The 18,903-nt window shown below is 71.2% G+C and carries 14 protein-coding genes and 2 pseudogenes; 3 read left to right on the top strand and 13 right to left on the bottom strand.

The genetic code is table 11. From position 1 onward, the window contains the following. Positions 1-63: 63 nt before the first annotated feature. The 6 genes from ABZ876_RS34295 to ABZ876_RS34270 form a co-directional block, all read right to left on the bottom strand. Complete coding sequence (locus tag ABZ876_RS34295; protein ID WP_361789137.1) at positions 64-1,554, bottom strand: SDR family NAD(P)-dependent oxidoreductase; 1,491 nt, start codon at positions 1,552-1,554, stop codon at positions 64-66. Positions 1,555-1,813: 259 nt separating this feature from the next. Beyond that, positions 1,814-3,175, bottom strand: coding sequence for a wax ester/triacylglycerol synthase family O-acyltransferase (locus ABZ876_RS34290; RefSeq protein ID WP_361789135.1), 1,362 nt, complete (start codon positions 3,173-3,175; stop codon positions 1,814-1,816). A 149-nt stretch (positions 3,176-3,324) separates the two neighbouring features. Further along, a complete protein-coding gene (locus ABZ876_RS34285; protein WP_361789133.1) occupies positions 3,325-5,655 on the bottom strand; it encodes a GH92 family glycosyl hydrolase in 2,331 nt (776 codons plus the stop codon). 183 nt (positions 5,656-5,838) lie between these two features. Beyond that, entirely contained in the window at positions 5,839-7,056 is a 1,218-nt protein-coding gene (glgC, locus tag ABZ876_RS34280) for a glucose-1-phosphate adenylyltransferase (RefSeq protein WP_361789131.1), read from the bottom strand. Between the two features lie 45 nt (positions 7,057-7,101). After that, the gene (gene glgA / locus ABZ876_RS34275) at positions 7,102-8,253 is read right to left on the bottom strand and encodes a glycogen synthase (protein ID WP_361789129.1); all 1,152 of its coding nucleotides are present in this window, start codon (positions 8,251-8,253) and stop codon (positions 7,102-7,104) included. A 75-nt stretch (positions 8,254-8,328) separates the two neighbouring features. Further along, positions 8,329-9,048: a (2Fe-2S)-binding protein gene (locus ABZ876_RS34270; RefSeq protein ID WP_361789127.1), complete on the bottom strand. Its 720-nt coding sequence runs from the start codon at positions 9,046-9,048 to the stop codon at positions 8,329-8,331. A 229-nt stretch (positions 9,049-9,277) separates the two neighbouring features. On the opposite strand from ABZ876_RS34270, the gene ABZ876_RS34265 reads away from it, so the two are divergent. After that, complete coding sequence (locus ABZ876_RS34265; protein ID WP_361789125.1) at positions 9,278-10,288, top strand: DMT family transporter; 1,011 nt, start codon at positions 9,278-9,280, stop codon at positions 10,286-10,288. Here the strand turns inward: ABZ876_RS34265 and ABZ876_RS34260 are convergent. Continuing rightward, entirely contained in the window at positions 10,258-11,472 is a 1,215-nt protein-coding gene (locus ABZ876_RS34260) for a transglycosylase family protein (protein WP_361789123.1), read from the bottom strand. The genes ABZ876_RS34265 and ABZ876_RS34260 overlap by 31 nt on opposite strands. Before the next feature lie 330 nt (positions 11,473-11,802). Here ABZ876_RS34260 and gndA point away from each other — a divergent pair, with 330 nt between their 5' ends. Then, the gene (gene gndA / locus ABZ876_RS34255) at positions 11,803-13,242 is read left to right on the top strand and encodes an NADP-dependent phosphogluconate dehydrogenase (protein ID WP_361789121.1); all 1,440 of its coding nucleotides are present in this window, start codon (positions 11,803-11,805) and stop codon (positions 13,240-13,242) included. A 518-nt stretch (positions 13,243-13,760) separates the two neighbouring features. On the opposite strand, the gene panD is transcribed toward gndA, so the two are convergent. Continuing rightward, entirely contained in the window at positions 13,761-14,180 is a 420-nt protein-coding gene (gene panD / locus ABZ876_RS34250) for an aspartate 1-decarboxylase (protein ID WP_361789119.1), read from the bottom strand. 476 nt (positions 14,181-14,656) lie between these two features. Here panD and ABZ876_RS34245 point away from each other — a divergent pair. Next, a pseudogene (locus ABZ876_RS34245) lies at positions 14,657-14,837 on the top strand (ISNCY family transposase); the annotation flags it as partial. A 393-nt stretch (positions 14,838-15,230) separates the two neighbouring features. Here ABZ876_RS34245 and ABZ876_RS34240 read toward each other — a convergent pair. From ABZ876_RS34240 to ABZ876_RS34220, 5 genes and pseudogenes are all read right to left on the bottom strand, one after another. Beyond that, entirely contained in the window at positions 15,231-15,623 is a 393-nt protein-coding gene (locus ABZ876_RS34240) for a DUF2267 domain-containing protein (protein ID WP_361789117.1), read from the bottom strand. A gap of 322 nt (positions 15,624-15,945) precedes the next feature. After that, positions 15,946-16,182: pseudogene (locus tag ABZ876_RS34235) on the bottom strand (MFS transporter); the annotation flags it as partial. Positions 16,183-16,269: 87 nt separating this feature from the next. Beyond that, positions 16,270-16,770 carry an Hsp20/alpha crystallin family protein gene (locus tag ABZ876_RS34230; RefSeq protein ID WP_361789206.1) on the bottom strand — a complete coding sequence of 167 codons (501 nt, stop codon included), beginning with the start codon at positions 16,768-16,770 and terminating at the stop codon, positions 16,270-16,272. Between the two features lie 53 nt (positions 16,771-16,823). After that, on the bottom strand, positions 16,824-18,638 hold the full coding sequence (locus tag ABZ876_RS34225) for an FAD-dependent oxidoreductase (RefSeq protein WP_361789115.1): 1,815 nt from the start codon (positions 18,636-18,638) through the stop codon (positions 16,824-16,826). Further along, entirely contained in the window at positions 18,638-18,901 is a 264-nt protein-coding gene (locus tag ABZ876_RS34220) for a UBP-type zinc finger domain-containing protein (protein ID WP_361789113.1), read from the bottom strand. Before ABZ876_RS34220 ends, ABZ876_RS34225 begins: the two co-directional genes overlap by 1 nt. Positions 18,902-18,903 lie beyond the last annotated feature (2 nt).

Here is an 18,903-nt window from a genome sequence, read left to right as displayed (position 1 = left end):
CCGTCCGACACCGGTCCACGCGCCGGGGGCGGCTCGTCACCGCCTGCCGGGCCGAGGCCCGGCTCACCACTTGCCGGGCGCGTAGTCCTTCAGGAAGACGCCGTACAGGTCCTCACCCTGCTCGCCGCGCACAATCGGATCGTATACCCGAGCAGCGCCGTCCACGAGGTCGAGCGGGGCGTGGAAGCCGGCGTCCGCCAGGCGCACCTTGTCGGGGTGCGGGCGCTCGTCGGTGATCCAGCCGGTGTCGACCGCCGTCATCAGGATGCGGTCCTTCTCGAACATCTCCTGGGCGCTGGTGCGGGTGAGCATGTTCAGGGCGGCCTTGGCCATGTTGGTGTGCGGGTGCCCCGCGCCCTTGTATCCGCGGGCGAAGACGCCCTCCATCGCCGAGACGTTCACGATGTACGTGCGCCGGGCCGCCGCGGCCGTCATCGCCGGGCGCAGGCGGCTGATCAGTATGAACGGGGCCGTGGAGTTGCAGAGCTGCACCTCCAGCAGCTCGACCGGCGTGACCTCCTCGACGGTCTGCACCCAGCTGTTGGTGTCGTGGAGATCGGGTACGAGTCCGCCCGCGTCGATGGCCGTGCCGGCCGCGATCCGTTCCAGCGAGGCCGAGCCGGAGACCAGCGCCAGGCCGGTGACGTCCTCCGCGGTCAGCGCGCCGCCGCCGGCCACGGGCAGCGCGGCCACGGCCCCGGAGCCGAAGGTGCCGATGACCTCGGCGGACGGCAGTTCGCCCGCGGGCAGCGGCGCCGACTCGGCGGCCACCAGCTCGCTGTATGCCTGCGGGGAGCGGCGCACGGTCTGCGCGGCATTGTTGATCAGAATGTCGAGGGGGCCCTCGGCGGCCACCGAGTCGGCGAGCGCCACCACCTGGGCCGGGTCGCGCAGGTCGATTCCGACGATCTTCAGACGGTGGATCCACTCGTCGCTGTCGGGCTGGGCCTTGAAGCGGCGGATCGCGTCGTTGGGGAAGCGTGTGGTGATGGTGGTGTGCGCGCCGTCCCGCAGCAGTCGCAGCGCGATGTACATGCCGATCTTGGCGCGACCGCCGGTGAGCAGGGCCCGCTTGCCCGTGAGGTCGGTGCGGGCATCACGGCGGGCCCGGTTCTCGGCGGCGCAGGCCGGGCAGAGCTGGTGGTAGAAGTAGTCGACCTCGACATAGCGGGACTTGCAGACGTAGCAGGAGCGGGGGCGCTGGAGTATCCCCGCGACCTGGCCGGTCTCGGTCGCCGACGACGGCAGGATGCCCTCGGTCTCGTCGTCGATGCGCTGCGCGGAGCCGGTCGCCGTCGCCTCGGTGACCGCCTTGTCGTGAGCGGTCTTGGCGGCCCGGCGCTCCTGCCGTCGACGCTGCTTGACCGCGCGGTAGACGTGCGAGGTGGCCCTGCGCACCTTGATCGCGTCGGGGTGGTCGACGTCCAGCCCGTCGAGTTCCTCCAGCACGCTCAGGCAGACGGCCAGGCGCTCCGGGTCGATGCCGGGCACGTATGGCACCTCGTCCGTGGCCGCCGAGCCGCCGCCCGTCAGGCCGTCCTCTGTCACCGTCATCGCGCTGCCGTTCCTCGCTCACCCGCGCAGCGCTCCGACCGCGCTCGCCTTCGAACGCGGAATTTTACGGAGCGCCGGGCCCGGTCGCCAAACCCGGGCCGATGGCGACGGCGGGCGGTGACCGGCCGGCGGAACCGGACGGCCCGGAACAGGGGCGGCGAGCCGTGGGCGTCGTGCCGTCCACCGGGTACCGGCGCGGGCCTCACCCGCGGCGCGCGGGCGAGCCCCCGCCGAGCCCGGGGGCGGCCGGAGGCGTCGGTCAGGTGCCGCAGGCCGCCAGCAGCGCCTCCACCTCCTCCGTCACCGCACGTGCCAGCAGTTCCAGGTCCGGGACCGCCCGGCCGTCGGCGACGAGGCCGTAGTGGACCCTGCCGCGGTACGTCGAGACCGCCACCGCCAGGGACTGGCCACTGGCCAGCGGGGCGAGCGGGTAGATCTCGGTGAGCGGGTTGCCGCCGAGCTTCAGGCCGAGGCTGGGCAGCGGCACGCTGGTGACCAGGATGTCGAACCAGAGCCGTGCGGCCTGGCTGACCAGCGGTCCGCCCAGCCGGTGGCCCAGCGCGGGCACATGGTCCGCGAGCAGTGCGACCGCGCCCGCGCCGCGGTTGGGCCCGGCGTCCTTGTTGCGGTCCATGGCCGTGCGCACCGTCCGCAACCGCTCCAGCGGGTCCGGGTCACCGACCGGGAGCCGTATCAGGTAGCCGGAGAGCCGGTTGCCCTGGGGCTGGGCGGTGCGGGGGCGGCGGTTGGAGACGGGGATCAGGGCGCGCGGCGCGACGCCCTCGCTGCCGTCGCCGCGTTCGTCGAGCCAGCGGCGCAGGGCTCCCGCGACGACCGCGATCAGTACGTCGTTGACCGTGCCGCCCGCGGACTTGCGCACCCGGTGCACGTCGTCGAGGTCGAGGACGACTCCGGCGGTGCGGCGGGTGCCGCTGGGCTCCGAGACCAGCGCTGAGGAGGTCCGCATGCCGAGGGTGGACAGTGCGACGGAGGCCCCGATGTCCAGGGCACGGCCCATGTCGGCGAGGGTGCCGCGCAGGAGACCGGGGAGTTTGCGCACGTCGGGGAGGAGTCCACGGGCGGGCTGCGGGGGGCGTGGGCGAGGCTCCGGCATGTCCATCGGGTCCATGACGGCGGCCGCGAGCGTCAGGGCGCGCAGTCCGTCGGCGAGGGCGTGGTGGAACTTGAAGAGGACGGCGAAGTTGGTGCCGGACTCCCCCGGCAGCACATGCGCCTCCCACGGCGGCCGGCCCCGCTCCAGCGGGCGCTCCATGAGCCGGCCCGCGACGGCGTGGAAGTCGGTGGTGGGCGCATGCAGCCGCACATGGTCCAGCGGGTCGAAGTCGGGGGCGGGTTCGCGGGTGGCGCCGCCGAGGGCGAGCGGCAGCCGCACGCCGGCGAGGTCGCGGGGAAGACGCACGGCCGGCAGCCAGACGTCGCGGATTCTCATACGCAGCCCGGACACCGCGGCGGCGCGCGCCGCCAGGAGATCGGCGGCGTGGGCGCCCGCGGTGGGCGAGTGGCACGAGAAGACGCCGAGCGCCCCGAGGTGCATCGGGTGCCGGGCGGACTCGATGTTCCAGAACGCCAGGTCGAGTGGTGCGAGCAGGTCAGAAGTCAATGGCTTGCCTCGCGTCGACGGTGGGTGAAGCAAGAAGTCAACCTCCGACAGGTGATTACGGTCAAGTACGATCAGGCTACGTACAGTTAATGGCGGATTAAGTCCCTCCTCTTGGGTGAGTGGGGGACTCGGGGAAGTGGTGACGGCGGTCACCTCAGCGAAGGCGGCGCGGCGTCCGGCGCCGTGCCCCACTCGGACGGGCGCGGGCCGACCGTGAACTCCAGCGTGCCCAGACGGCGCAGTGCGCCGGTCGTGATGTACGTCCGGTCGTAGTCCACCCCGTCGATGCGGACGTCCTGTACGTACCGGTTCCGGTCCGAGGTGCCCGGCGCGGTGATGGTCAGTCCGCCGCGCGGGTAGTAGGCCGGGTCCAGGACCAGGTCGACCCGGTCGAAGACGGGCGTGCTCAGGCCCCAGGTGCCGAAGCCGGGCTGCACCGGGAAGACGCCGATCGACGACAGGACGTTCCAGGCGGACATCGTGCCCAGGTCGTCGTTGCCGGTCATGCCGGTCGGCCCGTCCGTGAAGAGGGTCAGCGCGGCGTGCACCACGTCCGTGGTCTGCCACGGCCGGCCGGTCCACAGATAGGTGTACGGGGCGATGAGATCGGGCTCGTTCTGCGGGTTGTACCTGTCCGCGTTGTAGTACGCGTAGGGGCCGTTCACCCAGACCTTGCGCGCCGTCCCCGCCGGGTCCTTCAGCAGGCGGTCGTAGGCGAAGAAGGCGTCGAGGCGTTCGTTGGCCGCCTTCTCGCCGCCGAGCAGGCCGACCACGCCGCGGAGGTCCTGCGGCACGAGCCACTGGTACTGCCAGGCGGTACCCTCGTGGAAGCCCTCGCTCCTGGACGGGTCGGCCTGCCCGGTGAAGGCCCCGGAGGCGTCCCGGGCGCGGAAGAAGCCGGTCGAGGGGTCGAAGATGGTGCGGTAGTTGCGCGACCGGGCCGCATAGCGCGCCGCGTCCGCGCGGTGTCCGAGGTCGCGCGCCATCTGGGCGAGCATCGCGTCGGACAGCGCGTACTCCAGGGTCACCGAGGCACCGTGGTGGTAGTCGGAGTCACCCGGCTTGGCGTACGGGCGGCCCTTGACGTACGGCGCGAAGCCGTGCGCGATGTAGTCGCGGTTGGCCTCCCTGCCCACGTACATGGTGTCGGGGGGCGGGATGCCGTCCGCGTTCTTCTTGAGCGCGCGATACGCCCGCTCCTCGTAACCCTTGAGCAGTCCCTGCTGGTAGGCGTGGGTGAGGAACGGGGTGACCGGGTCACCGCTCATGATGTTCGTCTCGACCGTGCCGTAGCCCCACTTGGGCAGCCAGCCGCCCTGCTCGTCGACCTTGAGCACGGAGACCGCCATGTCGCGCGCCTCGCGCGGCGCGAGCAGGCTGAGCAGCTGGGACTGGGTGCGATAGGTGTCCCACAGGGACCAGTTCTGGTAGTACGTGAACCGCGTCGCCCGGTGGATCCGCTGGTCCCAGCCGGTGTACCGGCCGTCGGCGTCGCTGCCGATGTTCGGCGCCAGGAACGACCGGTACAGGGACGAGTAGAACGTGGTGCGCAGGGTGTCGTCGCCGCCCTGGACCCGCACATGGCCGAGGCGGTCCTCCCATGCTCGGCGGGCGTCCTCCCTGAGCCGGTCGAACGAACGTCCTTGCGTGGTAGTGAGGTTGACAGCGGCGCCGTGCGCGTCGACATAGGACAGCGCGGTGGTCGCCTCGACGGTGTGGTCCCCGATGGTGTCGAAGGTGACGTACGCGCCGTTGCGCCCCGGGCCCGACGACTTCGTCGCCCCCGGCGTGATCGAGTCCTGGTACCAGGTTCCATGCGCGGTGAACGGCCGGTTGAAGCGGGTGACCGTGTAGAGCCGGTACGGCCGGGTGGAGCGGCAGAAGCCGCTGCCCGTGATCTCGGTGCGCACCGTGCGGTCGTCGAGGATCTCAACGGTGGACGAAACGTTCTTGTGCAGCGCCTGGCCCGCGTTGAGCAGGACGTTCGCCTTCTCGGTGGGCGGGAAGGTGTAGCGCTGCACTCCGGTGCGCTCGGTCGCCGTCAACTCGGCCTCGACGCCATCCTCCAACCGGACCCGGTAGTACCCGGGGCTCGCCTGCTCGTCGGCGTGGCGGAAGCCGGCCGCGTACCTGGCGTAGTCCGTCTCGGTCACGTCCCCCGTCGTCGGCAGGACGGGCAGGTCCCCTCCGATGGCGCATCCGACACCGGAGAGGTGCACCAGGGAGAACCCGCGGATCCGGTGCTGGGTGTAGTCGTAGCCGGTGCTGTGGCCGGTGTCCGGCGAGAGCTGCACCATGCCGAAGGGAACGGCGGCACCCGGGAAGGTGTTGCCCTCGTTCTGTGTGCCGATGAAGGGGTTGACCAGGTCGGTGAGCCTGCCGTCGTTCGGCTCGGCGGCATCGCCGGCCTGCGGCGACACCAGCGCGGATACCGCCAACACGCCCACGGCGCACACCCGCAGGCGCCGGGTCCATCTCATCTGGGAAGACCTCCGGAAGATCGACATCGTTTGGTGCACATGGTGGTGGCGCGATGTCGGATTCCGGAGCAATGAACGGATTTGACCTGCGGCGCGTCGCGGTCCATCGGCCTACCGCGCGCCCCCTGGGGTGCCAGGGGGCGCGGCTGGCAGGCTCCTGCGGCCGGGCGGGGCGGGGGCGGTTCAGGACACGCGTCGGCCCTTGCCCAGGGCGATCACCCCGCCCTTGGAGACCGTGTAGAGCTCCGCGTCCCGGTCCGGGTTGACGCCGATCGTCGCACCCGGCGGCACCTCGACGTTCTTGTCCAGGATGGCTCCGCGCACGATCGCACCCCGCCCGACGTGCACATTGTCGTGCAGGACCGATCCCTGGACGACGGCACCCGGATCCACCACGACCCCCGGCGAGAGGACCGAGCGTGTCACCTGGCCCCGGATCAGACAGCCGGCGCTGATGATCGACTCGCTTGTGATGCCGCCCGCGTTGAAGCGGGCCGGTGACAGCTGGCCGGAGTGGGTGTAGATCGGCCAGCTGCGGTTGTACAGGTTGAAGGCGGGACGCTCGGCGATCAGGTCCATGTGCGCCTCGTAGTAGGCGTCCAAAGTGCCGACGTCCCGCCAGTAGCCCTGGTCTCGGCTGGTCTCCCCGGGCACGTGGTTGGCGCTGAAGTCGTACAGCCGGGCCTCGCCGCGGTCGGTGAGCGCGGGCAGGATCGAACCGCCCATGTCGTGCACCGAGTCGGGGTCCTCGGCGTCCCGCTGGAGCGCCTCGACCAGCACCTTGGTGGTGAACAGGTAGTTCCCCATCGAGGCGAAGACGCACTCGGGGTCGTCCGGCAGACCGGGGGGATCGGCGGGCTTCTCCAGAAAACGCTCCACGGACTGGCCGTCGGAGCCAGGGCTGATCACGCCGAAGGAGGACGACTCGGCGCGCGGGACGCGTATTCCCGCCACGGTCACCCCCGCGCCGCTGTCGATGTGCTGGGCCAGCATCTGCCGCGGGTCCATGCGGTAGACGTGGTCGGCGCCGAACACCGCCACGTACTCGGGCCGTTCGTCGTAGATCAGGTTCAGGGACTGAAGGATGGCGTCGGCGCTGCCCAGGTACCAGCGCGGCCCGAGCCGCTGCTGGGCCGGGACGGGGGTGACATAGTTGCCGAGCAGGCTGGACATCCGCCAGGTGGTGGTGATGTGCCGGTCCAGCGAGTGCGACTTGTACTGCGTGAGCACACAGATGCGCAGGATGTCGGCGTTGACGAGGTTGGAGAGCACGAAGTCGACCAGGCGGTAGGTCCCGCCGAAGGTCACGGCCGGTTTCGCGCGGTCCGCGGTCAGCGGCATCAGCCGCTTCCCCTCACCACCGGCCAAGACGATTCCCAGCACCGAAGGTCCACCGCGCATGCCGCCGCCCCTCTTCGCCCGGTTGTGCCGCTCTGTGATCGATGACTACCCGTGTGCGAGGACTTTCTCGTACAGATGAACCGTCCGGCGGGCCACCGTGTCCCAGCCGAACTCCCGTACCGCGCGCTGGCGTCCGGCCTCGCCCATCCGCCCCGCCGCCACCGGGTCCGCGAGGACGGAGTCCAGGGCGCGAGCGAGGTGCTCCTCGAAGTCGTCGTCCACGTCCACCAGAAGGCCGGTGCGGCCGTCGTCCACGACCTCCGGGATGCCGCCCGTGCGCGAGGCCACCACGGCCGTGCCGCACGCCATGGCCTCCAGGTTGACGATGCCGAGCGGCTCGTACACCGACGGGCAGACGAACACGGCGGCGTGCGTGAGGAGCTGGATCACCTCCGGGCGCGGCAGCATCTTCGGAATCCAGTGGACGCCCTCGCGGATCCCGCTCAGCTCGGCGTACAGGGCGCGGAACTCCCGGTCGATACCGGGTGTGTCGGGGGCGCCCGCGCACAGCACGATCTGGGCCTCGGGGTCGATGTGCCGCACCGCGCGCAGCAGATGCGGCACGCCCTTCTGGCGGGTGATGCGGCCGACGAACAGGACGTAGGGACGGTTCGGGTCCAGGCCGAGGCGGGCGAGGACGTCCGTGCCGTGGTCCGGCCGGTACAGCGAGGTGTCGATGCCGTTGTGCACCACGTGGACCCGCGCCGGGTCGAGGGCCGGGTAGCAGCGGAGGATGTCCTCGCGCATGGCACCGGAGACGGCGATCACCGCGTCCGCGGCCTCCATCGCGGTGCGCTCCGCCCAGCTGGACAGGGCGTATCCGCCGCCGAGTTGCTCTGCCTTCCAGGGGCGCAGCGGCTCCAGCGAGTGCGCGGTCAGCACGTGGGGGATGCCGTACAGCAGCTTGCCGAGGTGGCCGGCGAGATTGGCGTACCAGGTGTGCGAGTGGACCAGTTCCCGGTCCGTCAGGGCGGCGGCGACGGACAGGTCCACCGAGAAGGTGCGCAGCGCGTCGTTGGCGGTGTCGAGGGCGGGCCACGGCCGGTGGCGTACGACGCCGCCCGCGCCGCCCTCCCCCCAGCAGTGCACGTCCAGGTCCGTCAGAGAGCGCAACTCCCGGGCGAGGAACTCGACATGGACGCCCGCACCGCCGTACACGTCCGGCGGGTACTCCCGGGTCAGCAGCCCCACACGCACCCGGAACCCCCTGTCTCAGCGGCTGGTCCCCACATGGTCACCCAGATACGGCCGTTGTGGAAGACCACGCGTGATTCACCGGCGGCCCGGCGGCCGGTCGAAGCAGCAGTCGCCGCACAGGCCGCCGCCGGGCACCCGGTAGTACAGGCAGCAGGTGCGGCGCCGGCCGGTGGCGGGGTCGACGGTGCGCGCCAGGTCGGGGTGCGTGAACAGCCCGGCGGCCAGGGTGCGGGCCCGGTCCGCCACGTCCCGTCGCCCGCCGGTACGCGCCCAGCGGTCGATCATCCGGACGCTGCTCGCGAGCGCGGCGCCCGCGTTGCCCCAGAGCAGTCGCGCGGAGACCCGGTGACGAGCGCTCAGCACGGCGGTGAGCGGGACCAGATGTCCCTCGCGTACGACCGCGTCGAGCGAGTCGACCGGCAGCGCGCGGACCTCACCGAGCCACAGGTCGTCCGGCGCGCCGCCGTCCGGGTCCCAGTGCATCAGCCGCGGATCGAGGTCCGGCACCCGCCCGTACACGGCGGCACAGCCGAGGGCGACGGACCACAGCCGCGCCGCGAGACCCTGGTGGGCGAGGGAGGCGGAGACGCGGGACTCCGGCGTGCCGAGACTGCCGGCGACCTTGCGGACGCGGAAGGTCATCGGATCCGCGTACCTCCCCCCGTGGGCAGCGTGCGCCGCGGGCGCGTACGCCCGCGCGAGCGTCGGCAGTCCGGTGCGGGGCGGCACTCCGGTGTGCAGGACGAAGAAGCCGCCGAGGGGGCGCAGCGCGGCGAGTCCGGGGTCGAGATCCACGAAAGTCAGTAGTACCAAGGCTTCCCGGAGAGCTCCTGCCCGGGGCGACGCGTGCACGGCGCCCCTCCTGAGGTGGACGGAAACGCAGTCGTACTCCATCGGCGGTATGACCCAATGCGTGCTCAGGTACGACGACGGGAAGAGCAGCGGGCGGCATCGTGGTGACCATGCAAGACGACCGTTCGCCGCGCCGGGCTTCCTGTCCCGGTCCCACGCGAAGGAGCCGCTGGTGAGCGCCCTCGCGTTGTCCGTGCTTCTGTCGCTGGTCTCCGCCGTCGCCTACGCGGGCGGGGCCATCGTGCAGGAGCAGGTCGCCGTGTCCACCCCCGACCGGCCCTACGCGCCGCTGCGCCGGCCCGCCTGGTGGGCCGCCGTGGTGCTGAACGGTCTCGGCGGGGTACTGCACGTGGTGGCGCTGGCCTGCGGTCCGCTGAGCCTGGTCCAGCCGCTGGGCGCGCTGACCATCGTGTTCGCCCTGCCGATGGCCGCCTTGTTCGTGCGCCGCAGAGCGGGGTCGACCGCCTGGCGGGGCGCCGTCATGGCGACCGTCGGACTCGGGGGCCTGCTGGCCCTGATCGGCGCCTGCGACCCCCGGTCGCTGAGCGGCGCCCAGCGTGTGACGGCCGCCCTGGTGACCGCCGGCGGGGTCGTGGCACTGATGGTCGCGGCCCGCGCGACGCACCGGCATCCGGCGGTCCGCAGTGTGCTGCTGGCGGTGGCGGCCGGGGCCGCGTTCGGCATGTCCTCCGTGTTCACCAAGACGGTCGCGGTGGACTGGAGCGGCGGGGTACGGCTCGCTGATCTGCCGAGCCTCGCGGTGATAGGCGTCCTCGCCACCGCCGGCACGCTGTTGTCACAGGCCTCCTACCGGGGCGCGGGCCTCGCGGCGCCGCTGTCCACGCTGACGGTCGTGAATCCGGTGGTGGCGGCCGGGGCGGGCATCACCATGTTCGGGGAGACCTTCCGCCACGGTACGGCAGGCACCGCGCTGGCCCTCGGCTGCACGGTCGTCGCCGCGGGCGGTCTGATCCTGCTGACCTCCGAGCGGATCGGCGCGGAGGAGGCGGCCCGGGTGCCGGCGCCCGTCCGGCAGGCGCCGACCGGGGGCCGGGAGCCGGTGCGCCACGGCGAGCCCGCGCACCCGTACGACCCCTTCCCCGACGGGCCGCTCGTACCCGTTCCGGCCCCGGAACTCCACCGGGACCCGGGTCAGATCCTGATGCCGCCCGCGCGGAGATAGGCGATCGGGTCGATGTCACTGCCGAACTCGGGCCCCGTCCGCACCTCGAAGTGCAGATGCGGGCCCGTGCTGTTCCCGGTGGAGCCGGAGCGGCCGATCCGCTGGCCGGCCACCACGCTCTGCCCGTCCTTCACGGAGATCGCCGACAGATGGGCGTACTGCGTGTAGCGGCCGTCGGCGTGCCGGATGACGACCTGGTAGCCGAAGGAGCCGCCCCAGCCCGCGCTGACGACCTGGCCGGCCGCCACCGCCTTCACGGAGGATCCGGTGGGCACGGGGAAGTCGACGCCGGTGTGGTAGCCCTTCGACCAGGCGGATCCCGCGGCGTGGTACGGCGTGCCCGTCGCGGCGTTCACCGGGGCGACCAGCGCGTGGTGGGTGGTCGCCCGGCCGGAAGTGGCCTTCTCCGCGGACGACTTGTGCGACGGCGGGGACGATGTGTGGGCCGGGCCGCGGGACGGCTGGTGGGCCGGGTGGCCGGACGGCTTGTGGGGCGCCTCATGGGTGCGGGTGGAGGGTGCCTGAGGGTGCGCGGGCGCCTTGGCACGCAGGTTCAGCCGCTGACCGGGCAGGATCAGGTCCGGGTCCGCGCCGACGGTCGTTCGGTTGGCCCCGTAGAGCCGCTGCCAACCGCCCTGGACCCGGTGGGAGTCGGCGATGGCGGAGAGCGTGTCGCCGTGCACCACCGTGTACATCTCGGTGGTGCCCGCCCGCGACTGCGGCGTGGTCTGCGGCTTCACATCGCGGACGGAGCGCTTGGCGCTCTGCGTTGCGGCACGCGAGGTGTCCGGGTCGGGGACGGAGTCTCCCCGGGCGAGTCCGGCGCGCCCGGAGCAGACCGGCCAGGCTCCGGGACCCTGACCGGCCAGGACCTTCTCGGCCACGGCGACCTGCTGGTCCCGGGTGGCGAGATCGGCGCGCCGGGCGTAGGCCGTGCCCCCGTACGCCTCCCAGGTGGACTGGGTGAACTGGAGTCCGCCGTAGTAGCCGTTGCCGGTGTTGATGCTCCAGTTGCCGCTCGACTCGCAGGCGGCCACCTTGTTCCAGGTGTCCACGTCGGCGGCGTGCGCCACGCCGGCGCCGATGAGCGGTATCGCCATGCCGGCGCCGCTCGCCGTGACAGTGAGCGAGGCGCGGTTGATCCGAGTCGGCTGATACCGGCGATGGCGACCGCGTACGGCCATGGTGAGCCCCCTCGACACGCGTCAGGAGGGGCAAAAGTATGCGCCGGGAACACGCCATGACAAGGCGGCAATCGGCCGCTCCCCCACTCCAACTGACCGGGAATCGCCCCTTGTTGTGAAAGCGCGTCACGGAAACGGCCGGGACGGCGGGAACTCGGGCGGGAGCCGCACGGGCGCCCCGCCGACACGCCCGGATGTGCGGCGGGGGTACCGGCACGCCAGGATGGTCACCGGGCAATACTGACGTGCACGACCGGCACCACGCATCGAGGACGTCCTGCAGGACCGAACCGGTACCGACGATGCCAGTACCTCTAGGAGCCAACCGTTATGAACGCTTCCGCCCAGATCGGCGTCACGGGTCTCGCGGTCATGGGCCGCAATCTCGCCCGGAACTTCGCGCGCAACGGCTATACGGTCGCCCTGCACAACCGGACCGCCTCGCGGACCCATGACCTGGTGAAGGAATTCGGGCACGAAGGCGACTTCGTGTCGACCGAGACCGCCGAGGACTTCGTCGCGGCGCTGGAGCGGCCGCGACGCCTGATGATCATGGTGAAGGCGGGCGAGCCGACCGATGCGGTGATCGAGGAGTTCGCGCCGCTCCTGGAGCCCGGAGACATGATCATCGATGGCGGCAACGCGCACTTCGCGGACACCCGCCGCCGTGAGAAGAAGCTGCGCGAGCAAGGCATCCACTTCGTCGGCACCGGCGTCTCGGGCGGCGAGGAGGGCGCGCTGCACGGACCGAGCATCATGCCCGGCGGCTCGAAGGAGTCGTACGGCTCTCTCGGCCCGCTGCTGGAGAAGATCTCCGCGAAGGCGAAGGACGGCGCGCCGTGCGTGACCCACGTCGGACCGGACGGGGCCGGCCACTTCGTGAAGATGGTCCACAACGGCATCGAGTACGCCGACATGCAGCTGATCGGTGAGGCGTACCAGCTGCTCCGCGACGTCGCGGGCTACTCCCCCGCCGAGATCGCGGAGATCTTCCGAACCTGGAACACCGGCCGCCTGGACTCGTATTTGATCGAGATCACCGCAGAGGTCCTGTCGCACGTGGACGCGGCGACGGGCAAGCCGTTCGTGGACGTGGTCCAGGACCAGGCGGAGCAGAAGGGCACCGGGCGCTGGACGGTCCAGATCGCGCTGGACCTCGGGGTACCGGTCTCGGGTATCGCCGAGGCGGTGTTCGCCCGCTCGCTCTCCGGGCACACGGCCCTGCGGGAGGCGTCGCGCCACCTGGCCGGCCCCAAGGCCACGCCGATGGGCAAGGCGGAGGCGGGGGCCTTCGCGGACCGCGTGGAGCAGGCGCTGTACGCATCGAAGATCGTGTCGTACACGCAAGGCTTCCACGAGATCGCGACGGGCAGCGAGGAGTACGACTGGAACATCGACCTCGGCCAGGTGGCCTCCATCTGGCGCGCGGGCTGCATCATCCGCGCGGCCTTCCTGGACCGCATCCGCGCCGCCTACGACGCCCGTCCGGACCTGCCCAGCCTGCTGTCGGACGAGACCTTCGCCCAAGAGATCGCCGCGGCGCAGGACGACTGGCGCGAGGTCCTGGCCGCGGCGACCCGTCAGGGCGTCCCGACGCCCGGCTTCTCGGCCGCCCTCGCCTACTACGACGCCCTGCGCGCCGATCGGTTGCCCGCCGCGCTCACCCAGGCACAGCGGGACTTCTTCGGGGCGCACACCTACCGGCGGACGGACCGCCCGGGCTCGTTCCACACGCTGTGGGGCGGGGACCGTTCGGAGGTCGAGGCGTAGCTACTTGAGGGGCGGTCCCGGTTCGGGCCGGGGGACGGGATCGGGGCCCGGCGGTTCGGGGATCGGGGAAGGCGGCGGCTCCGGGGCGGGGACGGGCTCCGGTCCGGGCACCGGCTCGGGGCCGGGCTGCGGACGGTCGGGCCCGGGACCGGGGGGCGTGGGCTCCGGGCCCGGCGGCGTCGGTCCCGGAGCCGGCGGCGTGGGCTTGGGACCCGGCGCCGGAGGTGTGGGCTCCGGGCCTGGCGTTGGGGGCGTGGGGGACGGTCCCGGCGGCACGGGCTCGGGACCCGGCGGCACCGGCTCGGGGGTCGGCTCCGGTCCCGGGGTCGGTCCCGGTCCGGGGGGCGGTCCCGGCTGTGCGGGATCGGGGAACGGATGCGTCATCGTGTCCTCCAGCCAGTAAATGCGTCGGCCCTGGACTTGTCCCCCGTGTACCCGGCCGCCCCGCCCGCACTCACTCGCCCGGCCGATGCCGAACGGGCGCCGCCCCCGGTCTCCCTGCGCCGCCGCCCGGGCGGTCAGACCGTGACGGCCCCCGGGCTGCGCTCCTGGTCGGAGCCCGGTACCGGCGCGGACGGGTCGGCGCCCAGGGCCACGATCCGGTTGTCGCCGTCCACGTGCACGACGCGCGGCCGCAGGGTGCGCGCCTCGGCGTCGGTGACCTGGGCGTAGCTGATGATGATCACCAGATCGCCGGGGTGCACGAGGTGGGCCGCGGCCCCGTTGATCCCGATGACGCCGGAGCCACGCTCGCCCTCGATGACATACGTCTCCAGACGGGCACCGTTGGTGATGTCGACGATGTGGACGAGCTCACCGGGCAGCAGGTCGGCGGCGTCGAGGAGGTCGGCGTCGATGGTCACGGATCCGACGTAGTGCAGGTCGGCCTGGGTGACCGTGGCACGGTGGATCTTGGACTTGAACATGGTACGAAGCACGGAGAAACTCCCGATCTGTCTGCTCCCTGCCCGCTTTTGCAGGTCAAGGGCGGTCTTCACTTTACACTGGCACGCGTCGGGCTCGGAGATCGCAAACAACATCGGTCCACTGTGAGAAGAAGGCTCCCTGCCTGCGCTTCCGTGAGAGCCGGGCTGTTGTGACGCCGCCGATCAGACGTCTGCCGGGAAGACCCTATGGGGACTGGCGCTGATCAGACGCTGACTTACTTGACGGTACGTCAGTTATGGAAAGTTGACGAAGGCGTTGCCGGAGGGTGCCGACGCCCGTGAAGAATCCCCAGACCCAGCACTGGGACGAGGCCCGAGCGGTCTTCGACCTCCTGTTGTGAGTGGCGACCGGACCGGCGGTGCGAACCACGGTCAAGCTGCGGCCAGCAGCACCAGACGGTCCAGAGCCCGCGCTGCAGTGCCTCGTCCACGTCGAGCTCGTCCTGCGGTGGTGCAACGCCGGAGGCGCGCTGGGCAAACGGCCCTTGGGGCGGCTGACGCACTTGGTCGGTGAGTTGGCCGAGACCGCGGCGGGCACCCGCCGGCTGCGGAGCAGACCGCTGTGCGCCTCCGGGTATCCGCACGATCCCCGACCGGCTGGTGTCCTCAGCCGATCCCGATGCCCGACCGATCCGCAAGGGCAAGCCCCATCATGCCAGGCTGATCGGGCCACATCCCGGATGTCGGAGAGCTCAGATTATGGCGGCTCGATCTCGCTGGGATCGTCGAAGGCGTGGACAGGAACATGTCCGTCGGGTCCGGTGAGCGGCTGCTGGAGGAACTGGTCAGAGCAGCCCAGCCGGCATCACCTGCCGAACTGCCCGTGGTCCTGAACCGGTATGCGGCCATGGGTCTGGGCGGGGCCGTTGTCTGTTTGGCCGACATCCGGCAAAGACTGCTGGTGCCGCTTGCCGAAAGCGAGCCGGCACGTCATCCACGGCCACCCTTCCGGAAGATCCGGACAGAGCGTTTTGGGGCCGCCGCACACTCCGGCAGCAGAACCGCGATCATCACGCTCGGCAACCACCGCGCCTCACGGGCTCAGTCCGCGAGGTCGGCCTTGCCGAACAGGACCGCGTAACCGGAGGGGAGTTGGCTGATGATCTGATTCAGCTCTCCGCCGGTGACAGCGTCGGCAACGGTGGTCAGGACCGCGCTGGCGTCCCACTGCGCGGTACGCGGCCGGGCGTGGGTGCGCTCGGCGACCCGGCGGTAGAACTCTTCGATCCCGAAGCCTCGCTCCTGCTGCGGCGCGGCATGGTCCAGAACTTCTCGCAGCGGGCCGGGCAGCTGGGATGCGAGGTCCTTGACCTCTCCCGGGCTGATCCGTTGGGCCAGGACTTCCAGCACGGCGTTGGTGACGTCCGCGGCTTCGTCCTGGTCCTTGTATTCGCCTCGCTCGCGCACACGGGCGAGGAATCCGTCGTATTTCATGGCTGCCTTCCCTCTGCCCGCCCCGGTCACCGTTGATCGAGGGGGTCCTCAGGTGCGCCGTCGGGCCGACCGGGTCCGCCCGCCGGCGCGTAGCTGCCGCTCGCAAGGAGTCCCGTACGGACTTCACGCAGGGCACGGCGGAAGCGCCCGGGGCCCAAGGAACGGTCCGCAGTTCCCGCTCGTGTGCGGCGTGCCGGATGCGCGCGGGCCGGAGGCAGTCTCCTGCATCCTGTGGCGCGGGCTCGTTGCGCCAGGCTGCCTCGGTTTCCTCAGCGGTGAGCGGCCGGGCAATGTTCTCCAAGGACTTGTTCGGCCTGGACACAGGAATCAGCTCGTCGCTGGCCGAGTTGATCGCGGCATACTCTCCGCCGATGTCCATACCGGTGATGAAGCGGGCGACGTAGAGGTACCGGGCGTCGTGGGCGAGCGCGGTCGCGGCGGTGGCGAGGTTGTAGATGCCGAACGTGAGCATGAACAGCTTCTTGCGCCCGTGGCGGTCGGTAAGACTCCCGAACAGGAGAGCGCCCGCACATGCGCCGGCCACGTAGACGGCGGCGGCCGCGTCTCCGCCGCCGTGAGGGGTGTCGAGCCTCGCCGGCCCCGGCCGCAGTGCCGGACGGGTGCCCGGAACCGCGGCGCTCGCGTCTCAGCCGCTGCTCTCGGTACCTTCACTCGTCTCGGTGATCTCGACGTGTCGCGGCTTTGCGACGTCGGCCTTGGGGACGGTGATGCTGAGCACTCCGTCCTGCATCTCAGCCTTGATCTTGTGGGTGTCCAGTTCTCCGGGCAGCCGCAAACGGTACTCGAAGGCTCCGACGCGGCGGGTGCTGCGGCGCAGGACACCCTTGCGCTCCCGCTCCTTGATCTCTCCGGTGACCACGAGTTCGGGACCGTTGGCCTCTACGTCGATGTCCTTGCTCTTCACACCGGGGAGTTCGATCTCTATGTGGAACGCGTCCTCGGTCTCCGACACGTCCGCGAGAGGCGTCCACGCAACCGCGGGTGCCGCGCCCACCGTCGACTCCAGCAGGCCGCTCATCTGGTTGAGCAGTTCGTCGAACTCGACCAGGGGATTGACAGGGGTGGGTGCCCAGACGGGCCTTTCCTGCAGGCCGCCACCGCGGTGGCGCCGGACGGGCATGGCCATGGCCATCGCCATCGCCTCCTTCTTCTTCTCGTGATCTCATCGTCCGCCATTCGTCATGCGAGCCATGCGGACTCCTTGTGACGTATGCGTGGGGAGACGTCCGAGTGGCCCGCGACAGCTGACGTGCCCGTGGTGCCGGGTACTGCCGAGTGCCCCAGGTGCCGGTGCACGAAGTGGATGGCCATCGCGCCCTCACCGGCCGCGGAGGCCACCCGCTTCACCGAGCCGCTACGGACGTCCCCCACCGCGAAGACCCCGGGCAGGCTGGCCTCCAGGGTCATGCACGGACGCCCGCGGCCGTGCCAAACCTCGGGGGAGGCACAGGCTTCCTGGGCCTCCGGCCCGGTGAGGACGAAGCCGCGGGAGTCGAGGGCGACGATGCCGGCGAGCCACTCGGTGTGAGGTTCGGCGCCGGTGAAGACGAACAGGCTCCGTACCGCGAGCCGGCGGTGCTCGCCCGTGCGGTTGTCGACCACGTCGAGCTCCTCCAGCACTTCCTGGCCGATGACCTCGGTGACCTCGGTGTGCAGGCTGACCTCCACCCGCGGATGGCGCTCGACCTGGTCGACCAGGTAGCGGGACATGTTGGCCTCAAGGCTGGCTCCTCGGACCAGCAGGTGCACCTTCGGCGCGTACCCGGCGAGGAACAGCACCGCCTGGCCCGCCGAGTTGCCTCCGCCGACGACGGCCACCGGGTCGGTGCGGCACTGCTGGGCCTCGTAGACGGTCGCCGAGTAGTGCACGCTCGTTCCCTCCAGGCGTTCGATGCCGGGCACCTGGAGCCGGCGGTAGCGGGCACCCGTGGCCAGGACGACGGCGCGGGCGGCGATTTCGCTTCCGTCGGCGAACGCCACGACGTAGTGGTCGTCGTCCTTGGGATGGAGACCGGTCGCCTCCAGCGGAAGACTGATCCTGGCGCCGAACTTGTCTGCCTGGAGTACGGCGCGTTCGGTGAGTTCGGCGCCGGAGATGCCGGATGGGAAACCGAGCAGATTCTCGATGCGGGACGACGTGCCGGCCTGGCCGCCGGTGGCCATCGCCTCCACCACCGTGGTGCTCAGGCCCTCGGAGGCGGCGTACACCGCGGCAGCGAGGCCGGCGGGTCCGGAGCCTACGATGAGGACGTCGCCGTGACGGTTTCGGGCGGGTAGTGACGGCAGGCCGATGAGCCGGGCCAGTTCCGCGTTGCTGGGGTTGCGCAACAGGGTGGTGTCCCGCCAGATGACAAGTGGTGTCTCCGCCGGGTCGACGCCGAAGCGGCGCAGCAGCTCCTCGGCCTCCTGGTCGGTCTCCAGGTCGATCCAGCGGTGCGGCAGCCGGTTGCGGACGGCGAACTCGCGCAGCCGTCTGGTGTCGGGCGAGTAGCGCGAGCCGATGATGCGGAAGCCGGCGCCCTGCCCGACGAGCAGCGCGCGACGGCCCAGACAGGCGCGCAGCACGATGTCCCCGATGGTGGAGTCCTGGGACACCAGGTGGCGCAACCGGTCCAGGGGGACGACGAGGACCTCGCCCGGCTCCCTGGCGACAGCGGTGTAGAAGGCCACTTGTCCGTACAGCAGGCCGAGTTCGCCGATGAAGCGACCGGGGCCGTGCACGCGCAGCTCGTGCTCCTCGGCAGTGCCGTAGTCCTCGACGACGGCGACGCTACCGCTGAGGACCACGAAGAACGCCTCGCAGCGCTCCCCCTCCCGGATCAGCACGTCGTTCGGAGCCATGCTCCGGCGTTGCCCGTGCTCCGCCAGACGTGCTATCTGGTCCTCCGTAAGGCGCGGATACGCGCCGTAGATGTCCGGGGTCTCCCAGAAGGCGGCCTCGTCCGCTTCCTCCGGCACCGGTTCTTCGCCCGGCTGCGACTGGTCGCCGGACATCAGACGAACGCCTCGTGAACGTAGCACCAGCGCCAATCCTCGCCGGGCTGGAACGACCTCACGATCGGATGAGCGTCGGCAGCTGCGTGCTTGCGCGCGTGCTTGTTCGGCGAGGAGTCGCAGCAGCCGACGTGCCCGCAGGTCAGGCAGAGCCTCAGGTGGACCCACGGGGAGCCGAGCCTCAGACACTCCTGACATCCTTCTGGGGTCAGCGGCCGGACCGGCCGGACAAGCGCGAGGTGGGGGTCTGCGTGCAGGGTCATCC

The organism is Streptomyces sp. NPDC046931, assembly GCF_040644655.1.
GTDB lineage: Bacteria > Actinomycetota > Actinomycetes > Streptomycetales > Streptomycetaceae > Streptomyces.
The sequence above is the reverse complement of the archived record's forward strand: the minus strand, read 5'-3'. Positions and strand labels throughout refer to the sequence as shown.